Below are 22,245 nucleotides of genomic sequence, written 5' to 3' on the forward strand. Positions count from 1 at the left end.
ACCAAACCCGCCGGACGGGCGGGGGCACAACGCGACGGGCCGGGGTGCCACGCTCTCGCGCGGCGCCCCGGCCCGTACACCCCAGCCCGGCAGCCCAGTAGCCCGGCAGCCCGGTTACCTACTTCTTACGGCGGCGCCCCTTCTGCGCCTTGCGCCGCTCCGCCCGCGTAAGCCCATCAGCCTCCGACCGAGGCGGCGGCGGAGCCTCCCCGTTGGGGAAGTCGCCCTCGACGACGCCGCCCTCTCCGTCCACCGTCGGAGCGGAGAAGTGCAGCCGGTCCGGCCGCTGCGGGGCCTCCAGGCCCTTGGCGCGGATCTCGGGGCGGGCGGCCGAGGATCCCGCGGACGGCGCGCCCGCCGGCACCGCGTCCTGTACGTCCTTCTCGAGGGCGACCTGCTCCTCCGCCGCCTCGACCGGAACCTCCTCGACCTGCTGCTCGACCTGGACCTCCAGGTTGAACAGATAGCCGACGGACTCCTCCTTGATGCCCTCCATCATGGCCTGGAACATGTCGAAGCCCTCGCGCTGGTACTCGACCAGCGGGTCCTTCTGGGCCATCGCGCGCAGCCCGATGCCCTCCTGGAGGTAGTCCATCTCATAGAGGTGCTCGCGCCACTTGCGGTCCAGGACGGAGAGCACGACCCGGCGCTCCAGCTCACGCATGATCTCGGAGCCCAGCTGCTCCTCGCGCGCCTCGTACTGCTGGTGGATGTCGTCCTTGATGGACTCCTCGATGAACTCGGCGGTGATCCCGGCGCGGTCGCCGGCCTCCTCCTCCAGTTCCTCGACGGTCACGCTGACCGGGTAGAGCTGCTTGAAGGCGCTCCACAGCCGGTCCAGGTCCCACTCCTCGGCGAAGCCCTCGACCGTCTCCGCCCGCACATAGGCCTCGATGGTGTCGTTCATGAAGTGGCCGACCTGGTCCTGAAGGTTCTCGCCCTCCAGGACGCGGCGGCGCTCGCCGTAGATGACCTCGCGCTGGCGGTTGAGGACCTCGTCGTACTTCAGGACGTTCTTACGGGTCTCGAAGTTCTGCTGCTCGACCTGCGACTGGGCGGAGGCGATGGCCCGCGTGACCATCTTGTTCTCGATCGGGACGTCGTCCGGGACGTTCGCCATCGCCATGACGCGCTCGACCATCTGCGCCTTGAACAGCCGCATCAGATCGTCACCGAGGGAGAGGTAGAAGCGGGACTCGCCCGGGTCGCCCTGACGGCCGGAGCGGCCGCGCAGCTGGTTGTCGATCCGGCGCGACTCATGGCGCTCGGTGCCCAGCACATACAGCCCGCCGAGCTCCTTGACCTCCTCGAACTCGGCCTTGACCGCGGCCTCCGCCTTCTCCAGGGCGGCGGGCAGCGCGGCGGCCCACTCCTCGGAGTGCTCCACCGGGTCCAGACCGCGCTGGCGCAGCTCGGCCTCGGCGAGGTCGTCGGGGTTGCCGCCGAGCTTGATGTCGGTACCGCGGCCCGCCATGTTGGTCGCGACGGTCACGGCGCCCTTACGGCCGGCCTGGGCGACGATCGTCGCCTCCCGGTCGTGCTGCTTGGCGTTGAGCACCTCATGCGGCACCCCGCGCTTGGCGAGCTGCTGGGAGAGGTACTCGGACTTCTCCACGGAGGTCGTGCCGACCAGGACCGGCTGGCCCTTGGTGTGCTTCTCGACGATGTCCTCGACCACCGCGTCGAACTTCGCGACCTCGGTGCGGTAGATCAGGTCGGACTGGTCGAGCCGGGCGAGGGGCCGGTGGGTCGGGATCGGGACCACGCCGAGCTTGTAGATCTGGTGGAACTCGGCGGCCTCGGTCATCGCCGTACCGGTCATGCCGGAGAGCTTGTCGTAGAGGCGGAAGAAGTTCTGGAGGGTGATCGTGGCGAGCGTCTGGTTCTCGTCCTTGATCTCCACCCCTTCCTTCGCCTCGATGGCCTGGTGCATGCCCTCGTTGTAGCGGCGGCCCGCGAGGATACGGCCGGTGTGCTCATCGACGATCATGACTTCGCCGTCCAGGACGACGTAGTCCTTGTCGTTCTTGAAGAGCTCCTTGGCCTTGATCGCGTTGTTGAGGTAGCCGACCAGCGGGGTGTTGACCGACTCGTAGAGGTTGTCGATCCCCAGCCAGTCCTCGACCTTGGTGACCCCGGACTCATGGATGCCGACGGTGCGCTTCTTCTCGTCGACCTCGTAGTCCCCGGTCTCCTCCTGGCCCTTCTGCGGCTCGGCGGCCTGGCCGCGGGTGAGCCGGGTGACCAGCTTGGCGAAGTCGCCGTACCACTTGGTGGCCTGGTCGGCCGGGCCGGAGATGATCAGCGGCGTACGGGCCTCGTCCACCAGGATCGAGTCGACCTCGTCGACGATCGCGTAGTTGTGGCCGCGCTGGACCAGCTCGTCCTTCGACCACGCCATGTTGTCGCGCAGATAGTCGAAGCCGAACTCGTTGTTGGTGCCGTAGGTGATGTCGCACGCGTACTGCTCGCGGCGCTGCGCCGGGGTCATGTTGGCGAGGATGCAGCCGACCTCCAGGCCGAGGAACCGGTGCACCCGGCCCATCCACTCGGAGTCGCGCTCCGCCAGGTAGTCGTTGACCGTGATGAGGTGGACGCCCTTGCCCGACAGCGCGTTCAGATACGCCGGGAGGGTGCCGACCAGGGTCTTGCCCTCACCGGTCTTCATCTCGGCGACATACCCGAGATGCAGCGCCGCGCCGCCCATCAGCTGGACGTCGTAGTGACGCTGTCCGAGCACCCGCTTGGCCGCCTCGCGCACCGTGGCGAACGCTTCGGGCATCAGGTCGTCGAGGGACTCACCGTCGTCGTACCGCTGCTTGTACTCGTCGGTGAGGGCGCGCAGCTCGGCGTCGGAGAGGGACAGGAAGTCCTCTTCGATGGAATTGACCTGGTCCGCGATGCGGTGCAGCTTGCGCAGGATCTTTCCTTCGCCTGCACGCATGAGCTTGTTGAGGACGGACACGTAGGCTGGCTCCTTGCCGGTCGGGCCTGGCACGGTCGGGGTGCGCTGGCGCGGCATTGTCAAGGGGCGCAGGCCCCGCCGCAACGGCCATCGTAAGACAGACCCCGGCACGCCGGGAGGTCCGTCACCACGAGGACCGGATGTCACCTCACCGTGTCAACGCCCGAGAGGCCCCCCAGGTGCCCTCCAATTCGCCGAAACCGCTCGCGGTGAGTGACGACGGCGGCGCAGACTCGGGTCGCATGGAGCCTGTCACCCTCACCACCGAGCGCCTGATCCTGCGCCCCTTCCGCCCCTCCGACACGGACGCGGTCTTCGCCGCTTGTCAGGACCCGGACATCCAGCGATGGACCAGCGTGCCATCCCCTTACGAACGCGCGCACGCGGAGGACTTCACCGGCCGGATCTGCCCCGAGAACTGGCGTGACGACGTGACCTACGACTTCGCGGTGGTCACCAAGAGTGACGGAGCCCTCGTGGGCGCCATGGGCCTGGTGCGGCTGGCCCATCTGCGCTCCCCCGAGCACCAGGCCGAGCTCGGCTACTGGACGGCGCGCGAGCGGCGGCGGCACGGCTATACGGGCGAGGCGGCGCGGGCCGTGATCGAGTGGGCGTTCACCCGGCTCGGGGTGGAGCGCCTGGAGTGGTGCAGCGAGGCCGGGAACGAGGGCTCGCGGGCGGTCGCCCTCGGGGTGGGCTTCCGGATGGAGGGGACGGACCGCGCCCGGATCGTCCACCAGGGGACCCGGCGGGACGCCTGGCGGGGCGCGCTGCTGCCCTCCGACTGGGGGCTGCCGTCGACGACGCCGTATCTGCCCGCCAAGGCGTCCGTGGCGGCCAACGCGCCCCAGGAGGAGCAGGAGGCGTCCGACCAGGCGACCGGCCAGGCATCCGGCCGGGCGTCCACGGCGCCGTCGGTCGCCTGAGGGCGGCGTCGGCGGTCCGAGGGGCCCGGGCGCGGGGCATCCGGCGGGCGCGGGCGTCGGCGGCGGCGTTGTCAGTGGGTGCCACTACGGTGGCGCGCATGACGAACGCCGCCACCGGATCCGCCGTGGACCGCACGCCCGAGGTCACCCTCTCCGCCGACGAGGCGCGCCGGATCGCGCTGCGCGCCCAGGGGCTGCTCGGCGCCCCCGACCGGCGTGGCGGGGTGCGGGGCGTGCTGCGCCACCTGGGCGCGGTGCAGCTGGACACGATCTCGGTGCTGGCCCGCTCCCATGAGCTGATTCCGTACGCACGGCTGGGCGCGGTCGGCCGTAAGACGGTCGAGTCGGCGTACTGGACGGGCACCCACGCCTTCGAGTACTGGTCGCATGCCGCCTGCGTACTGCCCATCGAGGAGTGGCCGCACTTCGCCTTCCGGCGCCGCGCCTACCGCGTCCGTCCGCACTGGCACCACGAGCTGCCGGACGGGGTGTACGAGACGGTGGTGAAGCAGCTGCGCGCGGAGGGCCCGCTGACCGCGACGGAGCTGGGCGGGGCCAAGAACGGCGGGCCGTGGTGGGACTGGTCGGCCGCGAAGATCGCGGTCGAGCGGGCGCTGATGTTCGGCGAGGTGGTGTGCGTCGAGCGGCGCGGCTGGAAGCGGGTGTACGACCTGGCGGAGCGCGCCGTGCCGGACGCGCTGCTCCATGACGACCTGGACGATCGGGAGTGTCTGCGCCGGCTGGTCCGGCTGGCCGGGCAGTCCCTGGGCGTGGGCACGCGGGCGGACATCGCCGACTACCACCGGCTCAAGGGCGAGCAGGTGGCGGCGGTGATCGCGGACTCGGGGCTGGTGCCGGTGGCGGTCGAGGGCTGGGACAAACCGGCCTGGGCGGACCCCGAGGCGCTGGCCACCCCGCCGCGCGGTCGGCACCGCACCACTCTGCTGTCGCCCTTCGACTCGCTGATATGGGACCGGGCGCGCACCGAGCGGATCTTCGGCTTCAGCCATCGGCTGGAGGCGTATGTGCCCAGGCCCAAGCGGGTGTACGGCTACTTCGCCATGCCGCTGCTGTCGGGCGGGCGGCTGCTGGGCCGGGTCGATCCGGCCCGGGAGGGGACGACCCTGGTGGCGCGGCAGGTGTCCCTGGAGTCGCCGAAGGCCGTGGCCCCCATGGCGCAGGCGCTGCGGGAGGCGGCCGAATGGGTGGGCTGTGACGCCGTACGAGTCGAGCGCGTGGACCGCCCGGAGCTGGCCGCACCGCTCACGGCGGCGGTCTCGGCGGCGGTCGCCTGAACCGACCTCGGCTCACCCGGGGCTTCGGCCCCGGGGACCTGGCCCCGGGATCCTAGCCCCTGGTGGCGAGGCGAAACCTCACCTGATCTCGAGGATCTTCTCCCGCATCGCGTACACCACGGCCTCCATCCTGGAGTGCAGCTGCAACTTCTCCAGAATGTTGCGCACGTGGTTCTTCACGGTGTTCTCGCTGATGAACAGCTCCTTGGCGATATCCCGGTTGTTCATTCCGGTCGCCACCAGCTTGAGCACCTCGAGCTCCCGGTCGGTGAGCCGGGGCGCGGGCACCAGCCGCCGCTCGTCGGTGCGCTGGATCATCGACTTGAACTCGGTCAGCAGCTTGGCCGCCATCGACGGGCTGATCTGCGACTGGCCGTCCGCCACCGCCCGGATGGCGGTCGAGACCTCGTCGGTCGAGATCTCCTTCAGCAGATAGCCCGTGGCCCCTGCCTTGATCGCGTCGTAGAGATCGGCTTCCTCATCGCTGATCGTCAGCATGATGATCTTGGCGCTGGGTGCCACCTCCTTGATGGCGGTGCACGCCTCGATCCCCCCGCGCTTGGGCATCCGCACATCCATCAGGACGATGTCCGGCAGCAGATCCGCCGCCTTGTCCACGGCCTCGGCCCCGTCCCCCGCCTCGCCGACGACCTGGATGTCCTCCTCCTGGGCCAGGACGATCTCCAATCCACGCCGGAAGAGCGCGTGGTCGTCCACGACGAGGACCCGAATCGGCTCCTTGCGCGGTTCGCCGCGCGGCTCGCCCCCGTCCGGACCGACGCCATGGTCTTCACCGGCGTCGGACACGGGCCCGAAGCTGTCCGCCATCGTTCCTCCCCCTGAAGGCCATGGCCCTTGCGGTCCGCACCCTGGGTGCACTTGGTCTGGCGTCAACCGGTGCTTTCGGTACACCGGTTGGCCGCCCGGCCATGATTTCATGCCCGGACGGTGGAATGGTCCCGCCGTGGTCGCACGGAGGTGCCCCGGGGGGCGCGCAGACGCTCCGGGGCACCACTTACATGTCAGGCTGGATTCGGCTGAATTTCTCGGTCAGCCACCGAGTGCGCCGCCGGCGCCGCCGGCTGCCTCTCCGACGAACGCTTCCGGCTGAAGATGAATCACCCCGTAGTCATAGCCATGCCGCCGATAGACGACGCTGGGCCGGTTGGTGTCGGAGTCGACGAACAGATAGAAGTCGTGCCCGACCAGCTCCATCTCGTAGAGAGCCTGGTCGAGCGACATGGGAGCCGCGGCGTGCGTCTTCTCCCGGACCACCAGAGGGCCCTCGCCCTGGACTTCCAGGGGGCCCATCCGGGTGGTGGGGACGGTCTCCGTCGTGCGCTGGGGGGCGATATCCCCATGCCCGTTGATACGCGCCGCGTTGGGCACCGTGATGGCCACGTCGCTGGCCGGAATTCGACCGTTGCCACGGCGCGTATGGCGCTTGTCGTGCTGCTTGCGCATCCGTGCCTCCAGCTTGCTGGCCGCCAGGTCCAGCGCTGCGTACGGATCGGCCGCGGCGGCCTCCGCCCGGATCACCGGGCCGCGCGAGCGAAGCGTGATCTCCACTCGGTCGGCGCGGTCGGACTGCCGCGGGTTGTGCTCCTTGGACACCTCGACGTCGAGGCTGATCACCTTGCCGTCGAGCTTCTGGATCTTATCCAGCTTCAGCTTCTCGGCCACGTGCTTCCGGAACCGCTCGGGCACCTCAGTTTTACGGCCCTTGACGACGATGTCCACGCAGAACTCCGTTCCCGGGTAGCTCCAGTCAGTATCGGAGCGTCATCCCTTGTGCACTTGGCTCCGGCGTCTTCCGGAGCCACCGGCTTGGCGCTTTCAGCTCCTCCTTCCCACGGGGAGGATCTCAATCCCGTTTGTTCCAAGCCTCACCAGAATGCAGGCAAAACACGCCAAGCGGATAAGTGAGTCATAGCACCCGCCATTCCTCACAACCGAACATAGCTCGACCGGTCGGAAGTCGGCACCCCCTACCGGCCCGTACCTCCGATCAGGCGCTTTGCCACGCTTATCACCTGCAACGATGCGGCTTCGTAATCAGTTCCGGATGGTGGCCGTCAGGGGAGCCGCGACCACGGCGGCGCCGATGACCAGCCCTCCGGCCGCCCTCACCGCCCGTGCCGCCTCCGCGAGCGAGGCTCCTGTGGTCATCAGATCGTCCACCACCACTACCGGGCCCGCCACCAGCAGCCGTCCGCCGCCGGGGACCGCCCCCAGCGCTCCGGTCACATTCGCCCGCCGCTGCCGCGCGTCCAGCCCCGACTGGTCGATCGCCCGGCGCCGCTGGCACAGCACGGCCGGGACCCTCGCCGGGCGCCCGTCGGCGCGCAGCGTGCTCGCCGCGGCGAGCGCGATCCGCCGGGCCGGGTCATGCCCCCGGGCGCCCACCGAGCGCCGGGCCGACGGCACCGGCACCAGCAGCAGCGGCGCTCCGTGAGGCCTCACCCCCGGTCCGGCACCGGGTCTCGTACCCGGCCCGGCCTCCTGTCTCATGCTCGCTCCGGCACCGGGTCCCGTACCCGGTCCGGCCCCTGGTCTCATGCCGGATCCAGTGCCCGGTCCCGCCCCGCGCACCGCGCCCGATCCCACGGCCGCCCGCCCCCGGGGCCCCGCACCGGGCCCGCCGCCAGGGCAGGCCGCCCGCACGGCTCTCGCCAGCGCCTCGCCCAGCGGCCGCGCCAGCCGGAGCGCTCCCCGCTCCTTGTGCGCGAGCAGCACAGCCCGCGCCTCGTCCACGTAATCCACCGCCGCATGGACCACCGGCAGCCCCGGCGGCGCCGGGCTCGGCTCCACCCGGCGCGCCCCGGACCCGCGCAGCGCTCCACGACAACGGCCACACAGCGTGCCTCCCGGCCGACCGCATCCGGCGCAGTCGGCCGGCAGCACCAGATCAGAGATCTCCTGCCACCATCCCCGCATGAACACCACTGTCCCGGTGGTCAGGCCACCGCGCCACCCCTTGTGGACAACCGCGCACATGTGGACAACCGGCCACCCCCGATCGATGTCCTGGCCTAAGAGCCGGGGCGGACCGACCGCGGCAGACCTGGACCTGGCCGAGCAGGCCCAAGGTCCTTCCGACGGACCCTAGCCGGGGTAGACCGGAGCCGAGCCGTCCTGGTCCACGGTCTTCCAGTCGGTGTTCGGCAGCAGCCGCACGATGCCGTTCTCCCTGGTCTCGGCGATCAGCGGCCGGGTCTGGTCCTCCGAGGCCCCGATCGACTGCACCCCGTTCGGCCCCGGCACCTCCGGGACGTTCGACGGAGAGCCGTCCGTCTCCACGTATTGCAGCTGCTGCACCCCGTCCGACTCCCGGCCCGCGACCACCAGCCGGCTGTCACCCGCCCAGGAGAAGGTGTCCACGTCCTCCAGCTTCGGCGCGACCGCCCGCAGCGCCCCCACCGACAGCTTCGGGGCGTCCGCGGTGCCCCGCCGCTCGATCCGGCCGAGCCGCAGCGTGGTGTGGCCGGACCGCTTGACCAGCATCGCGATCCTGGAGCCGTCCGCGGACACCCGCAGCGCCGTGATCCGGCCACCGTCCAGGTTCGGCAGCCGCACCTCGTCCGCCGGCCCGGTGCCGCCCCGAAGCCGCAGCAGCCTCGGCTGCCGTGGGTCCCGGTCGGCCACCCACAGACCGCCCAGCCCGTCCCAGCTCGGCGCCGTCAGACCGTGCTCCACGCTGCCGCCGCGGCTGCGCACCCGCACCTTGCCGCGCTCGGCGTCCGACGCGAGCTCGGTCACATACAGCGCCGAACCGTCGGCGGTGACCCCCGCCGCGTCCCGCTCGTCGCGGGAGACCGCCACCGAGCCCAGATCCGCGTCATCGGCGCCGAAGGGTCCCGGCACCGGCTGTGGCCGGTGCTCGTCGTCGGACAGCCGGACCATCCGGTGTTCGGAGTCCACGAAATACTGGTGCCGCGGATGGCCCTCGACCCCGTCCGGGGCGTAGGCCCGCGCCGCGTCACTGGAGAGGGCACATAGCTCCGAGCCGTTCTGCCGCTCCAGCCGCACCCCGCTGACCTCGGACGATCCCTCGCCCAGGTCCTGGACCGTGAACAGCGTCTGGGCCGCCATCCGGGCGCAGCGCGCCGCGCTGATCTGTGCGGCCCGCTCGTTCAGCCGGATCTTCAGCGCGTTCGAGTCGTCCAGCGACAGCCGCTCGTCCCGGCGTCCGAGCGCCGCCCCACGCGGGAAGGAGCTGCTGACCACCGGCTCCAGCCACCCCGTGGGACCGTTCAGCAGCGCCTTGACGGTCGCGGTCACCGGATCGATACGGCGGCGCACATAGACCGGATCGGCCACCAGCACGTTGTCCCCGGCCTTCGAATCCTCGGCGTCCGGTCCGAGATCGGCGAAGTAGTACTTGTTGACCGAGCGGTAGATGCGCTGGAAGTCGGACTCGCCGAGGATCAGCCCGCGCGGCGGCCCGTCGATCCGCCACTCCGAACCGCTCAGCGTGAGATGGATGCGCTCCTCGTACGGCTGCTCATCGGGCTTGTAGGCGTGGGTCTCGTCCACGACGGCGATCCGCTTGCCCGACAGCACCACCGTCTTACCGTTGCCATCCCGGTCGCCCGGGTCCGTCTCCACCCGCACGTCAGGCGCCTGGTCCAGCACAGTGGTGGCCGCGAACGGCTGCCACCGCTTGACGGCGCTCTTGGTCAGGTACTCCTTCGCCGTGCCGAAGTTCTCCTCGTCGCTCGTCGTGGCCTCCAGGAAGCCGGAGACCAGCTCCGCGGGCTGCTCGCCCTTGCCCGGGCTCACCCCGTACACCCGCACCTGCGAGTCGACGTCGGACCGCGGTGAGGAGTCCACCCGCCGCACATCGCCGCTGTCGGGCATCGAGGCGCAGCCGGACAGCAGCAGGGCGCCACAGGCCAGCAGCACGGGCGCGCTCAGGCCCCGGCCGTCCGGGCGGCGCCCACGGCGGCGGAAACGGCGACGGTCGGCACGGTCAGCGCCCACTGGGGCGGCCCTCCCCTTCGTTCGATGGCGTCGGCCGGGCGGACGGCTCCTGGCCGCCCCGCGGCCCGTCGGACGGCGTCTCCGGGGTGCCACGCACCACCCGGGCCCCATTGCCCGGCAGGGCCGTCGGATCGGCGGACGGCGCCACGGCGTCGGCGGGCAGCGCGGACCGCGGCTGCGCGGGCACCGACGCCAGCCGCTCCGCCGCGGGCTGCGGGGTCACGGCATCACTCGGACGGCGGTTGCGCCGGGAGTCCTCGGGCTCCAGGGGGATCGGCGAGCCGCGCAGCACATCGCCCGCGGTACGCGGCAGCGTCAGCCGGAACTGCGAACCGCCGCCGGGCTCGCCCCACGCCTGGAGCCAGCCGCCGTGCAGCCGCGCGTCCTCCACCGCGATCGACAGCCCCAGACCAGTGCCGCCGGTGGTACGCGCACGCGCCGGATCGGCCCGCCAGAAGCGGTTGAACACCCGCGTCGCCTCGCCGGGCTTGAGCCCGACCCCGTAGTCCCGCACCGCGACGGCCACCGCGCCGCCCGCCGTCGCGAGCCGTACGACCACATCACGGCCCTCACCGTGCTCTACGGCGTTGACCACCAGATTGCGCAGCACCCGCTCGACGCGGCGGGGGTCCGCCTCGGCGATCACCGGCGACTCGGCGCCCCGCACCAGGATCCGGGTGCCCTTGGCCTCGGCGAGTGGTTCGGCCCCGTCCACAACCCGGTGCACCACATCGCGCAGATCGATCGGCTCGGCCTCCAGCGCGGCCGCGCCCGCGTCGAAGCGGCTGATCTCCAGCAGATCGCTGAGCAGCGACTCGAAGCGGTCGACCTGGCCCCACAGCAGCTCGGCCGAGCGCGCGGTGATCGGATCGAAGTCCTCACGCCCCTCGTAGATGACGTCCGCCGCCATCCTTACGGTCGTCAGCGGGGTGCGCAGCTCATGGGAGACATCGGAGACGAAGCGGCGCTGCATCCGGGAGAGCTCCTCCAGCTGCTGGATCTTGAGCTGGAGGTTCTGCGCCATCTTGTTGAACGACTCGCCCAGGCGGGCGATGTCGTCCTCCCCGGTGACCTTCATCCGCTCCTGGAGCAGCCCGGCCGCCAGCCGCTCGGAGATCCCCGCCGCCATCCTTACGGGCGTCACGACCTGTCGGACCACCACCCAGGCGATGGCCCCGAGCAGCACCACCACGAACACCCCGGCCGTGGCCAGGGTGCCCTTGACCAGGCTCAGGGACTTCTCCTCCTGGGTGAACGGGAAGAGGTAGTACAGCTGGTAGGCGTCGCCGTTGTTGTCGTCCAGACGCTTGCCGATGATCAGCGCGGGCTCGGAGTCCCCGGAGCCCGCGTGCACGATCTTCCCGTAGCGCTCATACGGCGCGGTGCGGCCCTCGTCCACGCGACGGCGCAGATCGGCGGGCACACTGTCCGGCTGGACATCGCCGGAGGCCCGCGGCCCCCGGCTGGCCACATAGGGCGTCTCGCCGGAGTCGGAGCTGAGCGCCACCACCGAATAGGCGCCCTTGCCGCCGCTGGCGAGCTGCTCCACCAGCGCGTTCAGCCAGGCACCGGAGTCCTGGGCACCGGCCCCGGCCCCGTCCTGGCCACGATTGTCACTCTTACGGTCGGCCATCTGCTCGGCCACCTCGAAGCCGCCGACGGCCTGACCCTGCGCCGCATGGCGCTTGGCGTCCAGCAGACCGTTGCGCACCTGCCCGATGACCACCAGGCCCAGCAGCAGCACCACACCGAGCGACATCAGCAGCGTGGTGGCCACCACACGCAGCTGGATGTTCCGCCGCCACAGCCGGGCAGCGGGCAGCAGCGGACGGCGCACCCACCGACCGAACAGCCGGATCACCGGGTGGGCCGGCCCTCCGGACGCCCCGTCGGGCAGCAACTGCCCGCCGCTCCACAACCTGCGCAGCAGCGGTATCTCACCCGCCGGGTCGGGCCGCCCGATCCGGGCACCCTCCGGAGCCCCGCCGCCCGGTCCACCGGGCTGCGGCGCCGTACCACCGGTCATCTCAGCTGGGCCCGGCCTTGTAGCCGACACCGCGCACGGTCACCACGATCTCCGGCCGCTCCGGGTCCTTCTCGACCTTCGACCGCAGTCGCTGCACATGCACATTCACCAGCCGGGTGTCGGCGGCATGCCGATAGCCCCACACCTGCTCGAGCAGCACCTCACGGGTGAACACCTGCCACGGCTTACGGGCCAGCGCCACCAGAAGATCGAACTCCAGCGGCGTCAGCGCTATCGACTGGCCGTCCCGCTTCACCGAGTGCCCCGCCACGTCGATCACCAGATCACCGATGGCCAACTGCTCCGGCGCCGGTTCCTCGGAACGCCTCAGCCGCGCCCGGATCCGGGCCACCAGTTCCTTCGGCTTGAACGGCTTGACGATGTAGTCATCCGCCCCGGACTCGAGCCCGACCACCACATCAACCGTGTCGCTCTTGGCCGTGAGCATGACGATCGGCACCCCGGACTCGGCCCGGATCAGCCGACAGACCTCGATGCCGTCCCGTCCGGGCAGCATCAGATCGAGCAGCACAAGATCGGGCTTGGTCTCGCGGAAGGCGGCAAGAGCCTTGTCGCCGTCCGACACGAACGACGGTTCAAAGCCTTCGCCGCGCAGCACGATGCCGAGCATCTCTGCCAGTGCGGTGTCGTCGTCGACGACAAGGACGCGTCCCTTCATATCGACATCATCCCATTACCCGATCGTGACCTGGCCCACAGCTCGGCGATACCGTCCGCGGTGACCGGGGAAACCACGCCGTCCTCGGTGACGATCGCCGTCACCAACTCCGGTGGTGTGACGTCGAAGGCCGGATTGTGGGCCTGTGTGCCCAGCGGAGCGACCGGCACTCCGGTGCCCGCCTCCTGCCCGGCGATGGGGACATACGGAATTGTGATGTCTGTCACTTCATATCCAGGACGCTGTTCGACTTCGATCGCGGCCCCGTCGGGAGTGGCCGGGTCCACCGTGGTGGTCGGGGCCACCACCACGAACGGCACATGGTGGTAGCGGGCCAGCACCGCGAGCGGATAGCTGCCCACCTTGTTGGCCACCGAGCCGTCCGCGGCGATCCGGTCCGCACCGATCAGCACCGCGTCCACCTCACCGGCCGCGAAGAGCGAGCCCGCCGCGTTGTCGGCGAGCAGCGTGTACGCCATACCGGCGCGCGCCGCCTCGTACGCGGTCAACCGCGCCCCCTGGAGCAGGGGCCGGGTCTCGTCCACCCAGAGCCGCCGCAGCTGCCCCGCCCGGTGCACCGCCTTGACCACGGCGAGGGCGGTCCCCTCGCCTCCGGAGACCAGGGCGCCGGTGTTGCAGTGAGTGAGGATCCGATGACCTCCGGCAGGCAGCAGCTCTTCGAGGAGCACCTGACCACGGGCCGCCATGCGCTCGCTGGCCTCGGCATCCTCCCGGTGCAGAACACGGGCCTCGGCGAGGGCCGCCGCTGCGGCCTGAGCGTCGTCCGCGTCATCCCGGAGCGCGGCGTGATACGCGGCGACGGCACGGCGGACGCCATAGGCGAGGTTGACGGCCGTGGGACGGGCGTGGGCGAGGGACTCGGCGGCCTCGTCCACATCGAAGCCGCGGGCCGCGGCGAGCGCGATCCCGTATGCCCCCGCGAGGCCGAGCAGCGGGGCGCCGCGCACGGCGAGGGAGCGGATGGCCTCCACCAGCGCCGGCACATCGGTGCACACCAGATCGACCTCTTCGGCGGGCAGCCGGGTCTGGTCGAGAAGTACCAGTACGGGCCCCTCCGGGGGCTCCTCCCAGCGCAGCGCCAAGGCGATGGGAGGTATGGAGCCTTCCGGGGACACCGGATGCTGATCAGCCATCCGCCCAGTTTGCCTTGTGCGCCACCGACTATTGAAGTGTCGGACCGCCCCCAGTGGCCGGTACGGGGTGGAACGCACCGTGGCACGATGGCTGACACCCACCCGCCGCGGACGCCGCGGCCGGTCAACGAACAACCTACGGAGCGACGATGAATGACTCTCCGGGCTGGGCCCCGCCCGGATCGTCCCCTTCCGACGAACCGGACCACGGCGCTCAGCAGCAGAGCGAGCCCGCCGACCAGCCCGCCCCGGAGCAGCGAGCATGGGGCGAACAGTGGGCCCGCCGCCAGCCCCCGCCCGGCCGCTGGGCCGCATCGGGAGACCGCACGCCACCACCGGTGCCGCCCGCTCCCGGGCCGGGTGGCGGATGGGGCACCGGCCGACGTCAGCCTCCCGCTCCCCGCCCCGGTGTCATTCCGCTGCGACCGCTGGGCGTCAGCGAGATCCTGGACGGCGCGGTGGCCATCATGCGCGCCCACTGGCGCACGGTCCTCGGAATCTCGCTGATCGTCTCGATCGTCACCCAGGGCATGACCACGGCCGCCACAGGACTGTGGTTCAACGACGGCCGAGGGAACGAGAGCAATGTCCTCGACGATCCGGACGCCACCGTGGGCCAGGCGCTGCGCGCCGCCGGCGACACCCTCGGCGACAGCGGAGTCACCCTCCTGCTCGGCGTCCTCGGAACGATCGTCACCACCGCACTGCTGACCGTGGTCGCCGCACGGGCGGTGCTGGGCCGAAACGTGTCCACCAGGGAGGCATGGGCCGGTGCCCGGCCGCACCTCCTTCAGCTGTGCGGGCTGCTCCTGCTGATCCCGACCATCGCCGCGGCCGTCATCGCCGCCGGTATGACGCCAGGTCTGCTGCTGACCGTCGCGGGCGTGCCGAGCGAGGGTGCCGCGCTGGCCTCTCTGGGCGGGCTCGCCGCGGCATGCGTCGCCGCCTGGCTCTGGGTCCGCTTCAGCCTCGCCGCTCCGGCGCTGATGCTGGAGAAGCAGGGGATCATCAAGGCCCTGCGACGCTCCTTCAAGCTGGTGCGCGGCTCGTGGGGGCGCGTCTTCGGCATCCAACTGCTGGCCGTCGTCCTGGTCTTCATCGTCGGCGCCATCGTCGAGATCCCCACCAGCCTGGTCGCCATGGTGATCGGCGGGGACAACGCCATGGACTGGCTGTCCGGCGAATCCGTCTCCGTCGGCTGGACCTTCCTGATCGTGGTCGGCGTCGGCGGAGTGATCAGCTCGACCATCACCTTCCCGATCAGCGCGGGCGTGACGGCCCTCCTCTACATGGACCAGCGCATCCGGCGCGAGGCCCTCGACCTCGAGCTCGCCCGCGCCGCGGGGATGCCGGGAGACTCGGGAGAAGGCCATGGCGAAGACCAGCCGACCGTCGGCTCCACGTCCTGGAACTGACGGCACCACAACAGGCGGGGATGAACGGGGCGTCACCCTTCGCCCCCTCACCGCACAACCCGTCATACTCACAGGCCATCACCTCCCCCTCCGCCCGCTCGGCGCATATGTCCGCTGCACCCTGGGCCTCTTGACTGACCATCAGAGGACCGCCTGACCGACCCTCAGTGACTACTCTGCGTGACATTGGCCACGCAGCGCCAGAGCGCTGATGCCTTTTCACTCGATCCGGTGGAACATCCGATGGAGTGGGAACGCAAAAAAGCCTCGGTCCCGAGCACATAATGCTCGGGACCGAGGCTAAAAATTGTTCGGCGGCGTCCTACTCTCCCACAGGGTCCCCCCTGCAGTACCATCGGCGCTGAAAGGCTTAGCTTCCGGGTTCGGAATGTAACCGGGCGTTTCCCTAACGCAATGACCACCGAAACACTATGAAGATTCAAACCGGACCCACCCACACACGGGTGGATGGGGGTCGGACGGTTCGTTGCTTCAGAACCAACACAGTGGACGCGAGCACCTGAGGACAAGCCCTCGGCCTATTAGTACCAGTCAACTCCACCGGTCACCCGGCTTCCATATCTGGCCTATCAACCCAGTCGTCTACTGGGAGCCTTAACCCATCAAGTGGGTGGGAGCCCTCATCTCGAAGCAGGCTTCCCGCTTAGATGCTTTCAGCGGTTATCCCTCCCGAACGTAGCCAACCAGCCATGCCCTTGGCAGAACAACTGGCACACCAGAGGTTCGTCCGTCCCGGTCCTCTCGTACTAGGGACAGCCCTTCTCAAGACTCCTACGCGCACAGCGGATAGGGACCGAACTGTCTCACGACGTTCTAAACCCAGCTCGCGTACCGCTTTAATGGGCGAACAGCCCAACCCTTGGGACCGACTCCAGCCCCAGGATGCGACGAGCCGACATCGAGGTGCCAAACCATCCCGTCGATATGGACTCTTGGGGAAGATCAGCCTGTTATCCCCGGGGTACCTTTTATCCGTTGAGCGACGGCGCTTCCACAAGCCACCGCCGGATCACTAGTCCCGACTTTCGTCCCTGCTCGACCCGTCGGTCTCACAGTCAAGCTCCCTTGTGCACTTACACTCAACACCTGATTGCCAACCAGGCTGAGGGAACCTTTGGGCGCCTCCGTTACCCTTTAGGAGGCAACCGCCCCAGTTAAACTACCCACCAGACACTGTCCCTGATCCGGATCACGGACCCAGGTTAGACATCCAGCACGACCAGAGTGGTATTTCAACAACGACTCCCCCTGAACTGGCGTCCAGAGATCACAGTCTCCCACCTATCCTACACAAGCCGAACCGAACACCAATATCAAGCTGTAGTAAAGGTCCCGGGGTCTTTCCGTCCTGCTGCGCGAAACGAGCATCTTTACTCGTAATGCAATTTCACCGGGCCTATGGTTGAGACAGTCGAGAAGTCGTTACGCCATTCGTGCAGGTCGGAACTTACCCGACAAGGAATTTCGCTACCTTAGGATGGTTATAGTTACCACCGCCGTTTACTGGCGCTTAAGTTCTCAGCCTCGCCCCATCGAAACAGAGCTAACCGGTCCCCTTAACGTTCCAGCACCGGGCAGGCGTCAGTCCGTATACATCGCCTTACGGCTTCGCACGGACCTGTGTTTTTAGTAAACAGTCGCTTCTCGCTGGTCTCTGCGGCCACCACCAGCTCAAGGAGCAAGTCCCATCACCAGCAATGGCCCCCCTTCTCCCGAAGTTACGGGGGCATTTTGCCGAGTTCCTTAACCATAGTTCACCCGAACGCCTCGGTATTCTCTACCTGACCACCTGAGTCGGTTTAGGGTACGGGCCGCCATGAAACTCGCTAGAGGCTTTTCTCGACAGCATAGGATCATCCACTTCACCACAATCGGCTCGGCATCAGGTCTCAGACACATACTGGACGGATTTACCTACCCAGCGTCCTACACCCTTACCCCGGGACAACCACCGCCCGGGCTGGACTACCTTCCTGCGTCACCCCATCACTTACCTACTACCACCTTGGACCGTCGGCTCCACCACTCCCCTCAACTCCGAAGAGATCAGGGCGGCTTCACGGACTTAGCATCAGAGGATTCGATACTGGGCGTTTCAAAGCGGGTACCGGAATATCAACCGGTTGTCCATCGACTACGCCTGTCGGCCTCGCCTTAGGTCCCGACTTACCCTGGGCAGATCAGCTTGACCCAGGAACCCTTAGTCAATCGGCGCACACGTTTCCCACGTGTGTATCGCTACTCATGCCTGCATTCTCACTCGTGAACCATCCACAACTCGCTTACACGGCTGCTTCACCCGGCACACGACGCTCCCCTACCCATCACAGCCCCCGTTAGGGGCATATGCTGCAATGACACGACTTCGGCGGTACGCTTGAGCCCCGCTACATTGTCGGCGCGGAATCACTTGACCAGTGAGCTATTACGCACTCTTTCAAGGATGGCTGCTTCTAAGCCAACCTCCTGGTTGTCTCTGCGACTCCACATCCTTTCCCACTTAGCGTACGCTTAGGGGCCTTAGTCGATGCTCTGGGCTGTTTCCCTCTCGACCATGGAGCTTATCCCCCACAGTCTCACTGCCGCGCTCTCACTTACCGGCATTCGGAGTTTGGCTAAGGTCAGTAACCCGGTAGGGCCCATCGCCTATCCAGTGCTCTACCTCCGGCAAGAAACACACGACGCTGCACCTAAATGCATTTCGGGGAGAACCAGCTATCACGGAGTTTGATTGGCCTTTCACCCCTAACCACAGGTCATCCCCCAGGTTTTCAACCCTGGTGGGTTCGGTCCTCCACGAAGTCTTACCTCCGCTTCAACCTGCCCATGGCTAGATCACTCCGCTTCGGGTCTTGAGCGCGCTACTCAACCGCCCTATTCGGACTCGCTTTCGCTACGGCTTCCCCACACGGGTTAACCTCGCAACACACCGCAAACTCGCAGGCTCATTCTTCAAAAGGCACGCAGTCACGACCGTGCTCCGAAGAACACGGCGACGCTCCCACGGCTTGTAGGCACACGGTTTCAGGTACTATTTCACTCCGCTCCCGCGGTACTTTTCACCATTCCCTCACGGTACTATCCGCTATCGGTCACCAGGGAATATTTAGGCTTAGCGGGTGGTCCCGCCAGATTCACACGGGATTTCTCGGGCCCCGTGCTACTTGGGAAATGAGCAAGCAAGCCATCACGATTTCGGCTACGGGGGTCTTACCCTCTACGCCGGACCTTTCGCATGTCCTTCGCCTATCGCAATGGTTTCTGACTCACCCAGCCGCCGGCAGACGACTGAAGCTCACTCCCACAACCCCGCATGCGCAACCCCTGCCGGGTATCACACACATACGGTTTAGCCTCATCCAGTTTCGCTCGCCACTACTCCCGGAATCACGGTTGTTTTCTCTTCCTGCGGGTACTGAGATGTTTCACTTCCCCGCGTTCCCTCCACATACCCTATGTGTTCAGGTATGGGTGACAGCCCATGACGACTGCCGGGTTTCCCCATTCGGACACCCCCGGATCACAGCTCGGTTGACAGCTCCCCGGGGCCTATCGCGGCCTCCCACGTCCTTCATCGGTTCCTGGTGCCAAGGCATCCACCGTGCGCCCTTAAAAACTTGGCCACAGATGCTCGCGTCCACTGTGCAGTTCTCAAACAACGACCCGTACCCCGTCACCCACACCCTTACAGCGTGGTACACCGGGACCGGCCGAAGAGACGAGCGTTCCTGCCCGTACCTTCAGACACCCAACAGCGTGCCCGACATCATCCCGCCCGCTTGCTCTGTGTTCCACGCCGAAGCAGTACTAACAGAGAAAGCATCCGAAACAATGCCGAGTAGTCAACGTTCCACCCATGAGCAACCGTGCAGGACACTTGCCTACAGTCGGCTATGCGCTCCTTAGAAAGGAGGTGATCCAGCCGCACCTTCCGGTACGGCTACCTTGTTACGACTTCGTCCCAATCGCCAGTCCCACCTTCGACGGCTCCCTCCACAAGGGTTGGGCCACCGGCTTCGGGTGTTACCGACTTTCGTGACGTGACGGGCGGTGTGTACAAGGCCCGGGAACGTATTCACCGCAGCAATGCTGATCTGCGATTACTAGCGACTCCGACTTCATGGGGTCGAGTTGCAGACCCCAATCCGAACTGAGACCGGCTTTTTGAGATTCGCTCCACCTCACGGCTTCGCAGCTCATTGTACCGGCCATTGTAGCACGTGTGCAGCCCAAGACATAAGGGGCATGATGACTTGACGTCGTCCCCACCTTCCTCCGAGTTGACCCCGGCAGTCTCCTGTGAGTCCCCATCACCCCGAAAGGCATGCTGGCAACACAGAACAAGGGTTGCGCTCGTTGCGGGACTTAACCCAACATCTCACGACACGAGCTGACGACAGCCATGCACCACCTGTACACCGACCACAAGGGGGACCCTGTCTCCAGAGTTTTCCGGTGTATGTCAAGCCTTGGTAAGGTTCTTCGCGTTGCGTCGAATTAAGCCACATGCTCCGCCGCTTGTGCGGGCCCCCGTCAATTCCTTTGAGTTTTAGCCTTGCGGCCGTACTCCCCAGGCGGGGAACTTAATGCGTTAGCTGCGGCACGGACAACGTGGAATGTCGCCCACACCTAGTTCCCAACGTTTACGGCGTGGACTACCAGGGTATCTAATCCTGTTCGCTCCCCACGCTTTCGCTCCTCAGCGTCAGTATCGGCCCAGAGATCCGCCTTCGCCACCGGTGTTCCTCCTGATATCTGCGCATTTCACCGCTACACCAGGAATTCCGATCTCCCCTACCGAACTCTAGCCTGCCCGTATCGAATGCAGACCCGGGGTTAAGCCCCGGGCTTTCACATCCGACGCGACAAGCCGCCTACGAGCTCTTTACGCCCAATAATTCCGGACAACGCTTGCGCCCTACGTATTACCGCGGCTGCTGGCACGTAGTTAGCCGGCGCTTCTTCTGCAGGTACCGTCACTTGCGCTTCTTCCCTGCTGAAAGAGGTTTACAACCCGAAGGCCGTCATCCCTCACGCGGCGTCGCTGCATCAGGCTTGCGCCCATTGTGCAATATTCCCCACTGCTGCCTCCCGTAGGAGTCTGGGCCGTGTCTCAGTCCCAGTGTGGCCGGTCGCCCTCTCAGGCCGGCTACCCGTCGTCGCCTTGGTAGGCCATCACCCCACCAACAAGCTGATAGGCCGCGGGCTCATCCTGCACCGCCGGAGCTTTCCACCACCAGACCATGCGGTCGGCAGTCATATCCGGTATTAGACCCCGTTTCCAGGGCTTGTCCCAGAGTGCAAGGCAGATTGCCCACGTGTTACTCACCCGTTCGCCACTAATCCCCGGCCGAAACCGGTTCATCGTTCGACTTGCATGTGTTAAGCACGCCGCCAGCGTTCGTCCTGAGCCAGGATCAAACTCTCCGTGAATGCTTCCGGACTATCCCGGCAACACATCACGAGAGCGGAACCACCGGAGGAATAGTCCGATGGTTCACAGCGTCCTCGCTGTGTTTTTCTTCAAAGGAACCTCGTCCACGAGTGGACGGGGTATCAACATATCTGGCGTTGACTTTTGGCACGCTGTTGAGTTCTCAAGGAACGGACGCTTCCTTCGAAACCATTTCACCGGCTTCTCCGGGCGCTTCCCTTCGGTGTTTCCAACCTTACCAGACCCGATTTCCGGTCGTTTCCGATCCGAATTCCGTTTCCGGTGGCCGCTGGAGGGCCCTGCCTTTCGGCGTGTTTTCGACTTTAGCAGACGATCATCCGCCGAACCTAATCGGCTTCGCGTGATGCCTACGGGTGTCAAAGGGTGCTCCGTTTGGATTTCCATCCGTCTGCGGAGCGGTTCAGATGCGCTTTGGGGGGTGGGCAGACCCTGCTCACCACAACCGTTTAAACCTACCTCCCCGGACCACCTTGGTCAAGGACTCCGGGCAAGATTCTTTGTACGGTCCGGCCGGAGCGCTTGTGCGCTCCGTTCACCGCGACCTTTAAACGTACGCACCTGAGCCTCCCGGGTCAATAGGTCCCCGGAAGTTTCTCAACGCCGCAGGTCAGAGGAGCCGGGTGGCCGTCAGGCCGCGAAGGACGACGGTGGGCTCTCCAGGTGCTCCAGCTCGATGCCGGGGGCGGCGAGCACCACGTCGCCGGCGATGTGGACCGTCCGGACCTCTCCGGTGTCCACCTCGCTGACCTGGTACTCGTCCACAACGAGTGGGCCGGTGTCGGTGGCGTGACCGGTTCTGTCGAGGAGTGCCCAGGACTGATCCAGGGTGAGGGGCGCGAGGACCGGATCGGTGAAGGCCACGAGGCGTACGCGGACGGCTCCGGCGCCGGGTTCCAGGCGCAGCAGTCGGGAGACGGCGACCAGGAAGGCCGGGGAGGCGCCGGTGAAGGAGTGGGCGCGGACATTGCCCTCGGTCGCGTGCTCACCGGTGGGGTCCGTGCGGACCCAGGTGACCCCGTCCAGGGCGGCGCCCCTGACCTGCCAGCTGGACGCGTGCAGCTCCACCCTGAGCGGGCGGCCGAGCTCGTCGAGAGTGAGGTCCACGGATCCGGCGTGATCGCCGGAGGGTGAGATCCGCTGCGCGACATAGCGCCATCCGCTGGGGCCGGGAGCGCATTGGAAGTGCTCCTCGCCCAGGGGGGCGTGATCGTGCGGGTCGTGGAGGGAGTAGCGGCCGCGGGGCATGGTGAGGTCCTTGACGAGCGTCGGGCCCGCCCGGCCGGATGGCGCGGACGGGCCCTGGGGCCCCCGCCGGGGCGGGGGCCG

The 22,245-nt window shown here is 67.5% G+C and carries 12 protein-coding genes and 3 rRNA genes; 3 read left to right on the forward strand and 12 right to left on the reverse strand.

What is annotated here, in order from left to right:
- Nucleotides 1–118: 118 nt before the first annotated feature.
- On the reverse strand, nucleotides 119–2,965 hold the full coding sequence (secA, locus tag ACJX2R_RS22245; RefSeq protein WP_413101555.1) for a preprotein translocase subunit SecA: 2,847 nt from the start codon (nucleotides 2,963–2,965) through the stop codon (nucleotides 119–121).
- A gap of 242 nt (nucleotides 2,966–3,207) precedes the next feature.
- Here secA and ACJX2R_RS22250 point away from each other — a divergent pair, with 242 nt between their 5' ends.
- Both ACJX2R_RS22250 and ACJX2R_RS22255 read left to right on the forward strand, forming a co-directional pair.
- On the forward strand, nucleotides 3,208–3,891 hold the full coding sequence (locus ACJX2R_RS22250; RefSeq protein ID WP_413101556.1) for a GNAT family N-acetyltransferase: 684 nt from the start codon (nucleotides 3,208–3,210) through the stop codon (nucleotides 3,889–3,891).
- 98 nt (nucleotides 3,892–3,989) lie between these two features.
- A complete protein-coding gene (locus ACJX2R_RS22255) occupies nucleotides 3,990–5,186 on the forward strand; it encodes a winged helix-turn-helix domain-containing protein (protein WP_262705830.1) in 1,197 nt (398 codons plus the stop codon).
- Nucleotides 5,187–5,264: 78 nt separating this feature from the next.
- Here ACJX2R_RS22255 and ACJX2R_RS22260 read toward each other — a convergent pair whose 3' ends face one another.
- The 7 genes from ACJX2R_RS22260 to mtnA all read right to left on the reverse strand — a co-directional run bounded on the left by ACJX2R_RS22260 (nucleotide 5,265) and on the right by mtnA (nucleotide 14,028).
- Nucleotides 5,265–6,014, reverse strand: coding sequence for a response regulator (locus tag ACJX2R_RS22260; protein ID WP_014061176.1), 750 nt, complete (start codon nucleotides 6,012–6,014; stop codon nucleotides 5,265–5,267).
- Nucleotides 6,015–6,236: 222 nt separating this feature from the next.
- Entirely contained in the window at nucleotides 6,237–6,926 is a 690-nt protein-coding gene (gene hpf, locus ACJX2R_RS22265; protein ID WP_020870848.1) for a ribosome hibernation-promoting factor, HPF/YfiA family, read from the reverse strand.
- A 315-nt stretch (nucleotides 6,927–7,241) separates the two neighbouring features.
- Nucleotides 7,242–8,123: a ComF family protein gene (locus ACJX2R_RS22270; protein WP_413101557.1), complete on the reverse strand. Its 882-nt coding sequence runs from the start codon at nucleotides 8,121–8,123 to the stop codon at nucleotides 7,242–7,244.
- A gap of 168 nt (nucleotides 8,124–8,291) precedes the next feature.
- Nucleotides 8,292–10,169 (reverse strand): LpqB family beta-propeller domain-containing protein, encoded by a 1,878-nt coding sequence (locus ACJX2R_RS22275; protein ID WP_413101558.1) that lies wholly within the window; start codon nucleotides 10,167–10,169, stop codon nucleotides 8,292–8,294.
- Nucleotides 10,159–12,195 carry an MtrAB system histidine kinase MtrB gene (gene mtrB / locus ACJX2R_RS22280; protein ID WP_317259641.1) on the reverse strand — a complete coding sequence of 679 codons (2,037 nt, stop codon included), beginning with the start codon at nucleotides 12,193–12,195 and terminating at the stop codon, nucleotides 10,159–10,161. Before mtrB ends, ACJX2R_RS22275 begins: the two co-directional genes overlap by 11 nt.
- Before the next feature lies 1 nt (nucleotide 12,196).
- On the reverse strand, nucleotides 12,197–12,874 hold the full coding sequence (gene mtrA / locus ACJX2R_RS22285; RefSeq protein ID WP_014061181.1) for a two-component system response regulator MtrA: 678 nt from the start codon (nucleotides 12,872–12,874) through the stop codon (nucleotides 12,197–12,199).
- Nucleotides 12,871–14,028, reverse strand: a complete 1,158-nt coding sequence (gene mtnA, locus ACJX2R_RS22290) for an S-methyl-5-thioribose-1-phosphate isomerase (RefSeq protein WP_413101559.1) — start codon at nucleotides 14,026–14,028, stop codon at nucleotides 12,871–12,873. The genes mtrA and mtnA overlap by 4 nt, the downstream gene beginning before the upstream one ends.
- 149 nt (nucleotides 14,029–14,177) lie before the next feature.
- On the opposite strand from mtnA, the gene ACJX2R_RS22295 reads away from it, so the two are divergent.
- Nucleotides 14,178–15,443 carry a hypothetical protein gene (locus ACJX2R_RS22295; protein WP_413101560.1) on the forward strand — a complete coding sequence of 422 codons (1,266 nt, stop codon included), beginning with the start codon at nucleotides 14,178–14,180 and terminating at the stop codon, nucleotides 15,441–15,443.
- Between the two features lie 309 nt (nucleotides 15,444–15,752).
- Here ACJX2R_RS22295 and rrf read toward each other — a convergent pair.
- The 4 genes from rrf to ACJX2R_RS22315 all read right to left on the reverse strand — a co-directional run bounded on the left by rrf (nucleotide 15,753) and on the right by ACJX2R_RS22315 (nucleotide 22,164).
- A 5S ribosomal RNA gene (rrf, locus tag ACJX2R_RS22300) occupies nucleotides 15,753–15,869 on the reverse strand.
- Between the two features lie 96 nt (nucleotides 15,870–15,965).
- Nucleotides 15,966–19,087, reverse strand: a 23S ribosomal RNA gene (locus ACJX2R_RS22305).
- Between the two features lie 283 nt (nucleotides 19,088–19,370).
- Nucleotides 19,371–20,897 (reverse strand): 16S ribosomal RNA (locus ACJX2R_RS22310).
- Together the 16S, 23S and 5S rRNA genes form the textbook arrangement of a ribosomal RNA operon.
- Before the next feature lie 649 nt (nucleotides 20,898–21,546).
- Nucleotides 21,547–22,164, reverse strand: coding sequence for a hypothetical protein (locus ACJX2R_RS22315; protein ID WP_413101561.1), 618 nt, complete (start codon nucleotides 22,162–22,164; stop codon nucleotides 21,547–21,549).
- Between the last annotated feature and the right edge of the window lie 81 nt (nucleotides 22,165–22,245).

This window comes from Streptomyces sp. Inha503 (assembly GCF_047215865.1).
In the GTDB taxonomy this organism is placed as follows: domain Bacteria; phylum Actinomycetota; class Actinomycetes; order Streptomycetales; family Streptomycetaceae; genus Streptomyces; species Streptomyces lycopersici.